1 protein-coding gene is annotated in these 1,005 nt (G+C 71.6%); it reads left to right on the forward strand.

The genetic code is table 11. The features are described 5' to 3' along the window. Positions 1-1,005 (forward strand): patatin-like phospholipase family protein (locus C5O18_RS10215; RefSeq protein WP_146089363.1); only part of this gene is annotated, 1,005 nt, incomplete at both ends.

The raw sequence follows: 1,005 nt of genomic DNA on the forward strand, positions 1-1,005 counted from the left end.
CGTCGACAGCCTGTTCCCCTGGCTGCCGGACGGCCGCGGCGCGGCGCAGACGCCGCTCGACGGCAGCGATGCCGACAACCGCCTGCGCCAGTGGCTGTCCGGCCTGGAAGCCAGCCACGAATACGTGCTCTACGCCGCCGACAACGACCACGACCCGTGGTCGCTGCGCTGCCTGCGCCAGGCCGACCGCATCCTGATCCTGGCCGAGGCCGGCAGCGCGCCGGACGACGTGCCGGTGCTGGAGGCGCTGCAGGCCAGCGGCCTGAAGGCGCCGGTGGAACTGGTGCTGCTGCGCCCCGACGGCGACACCTCGCCGCACACGCTGGACTGGTGCCGCAGCACCGGCGCCCGCGCGCACTTCTTCGTGCACCCGTGGGCGCCGGCCGACATCGCCTCGCTGGCGCGGCAGATCTCCGGACGCGGCATCGGCCTGGTGCTGGGCGGCGGCGGCGCGCGCGGCTTCGCGCACATCGGCCTGATACGGGCGCTGGAGCAGCTGCAGATCCCGGTCGACGTGGTCGGCGGCACCAGCATGGGCGCGTTCATATCCGCCCTGCTCGCCTGCGGCTTCGACAGCGTGGAGATGGAGCACATCGCGCACGAGACCTTCGTGGCGCGCAACTACCTCAACGACTACACCATGCCCAAGGTGTCGCTGATCCGCGGCGAGCGCTTCCACGCCCGCCTGCAGGCCATCTTCGGCACCCGCCGCATCGAGGAGCTGCGGCGCACCTACTACTGCATCTCCACCAACCTCACCACCGGCCTGCCCATGGTGCACGACCGCGGCAACCTGGCGAGCTGGGTCGGCACCAGCATGAGCGTGCCCGGCGTGGCGCCGCCGATCGCCTTCGAGGGCGACCTGCTGTGCGATGGCGGCGTGGTCAACAACCTGCCCACCGATGTCATGCAGAACCTCGAGCGCGGCGTGATCATCGCCTGCAATGTCAGCAACGACGGCGACATCCGCGCGCCCGGCGCCGGCATCGGCGAGCCCGATCAGGC

It is taken from the genome of Amnimonas aquatica (assembly GCF_002943415.1).
GTDB classification, from domain to species: domain Bacteria; phylum Pseudomonadota; class Gammaproteobacteria; order Pseudomonadales; family Moraxellaceae; genus Perlucidibaca; species Perlucidibaca aquatica_A.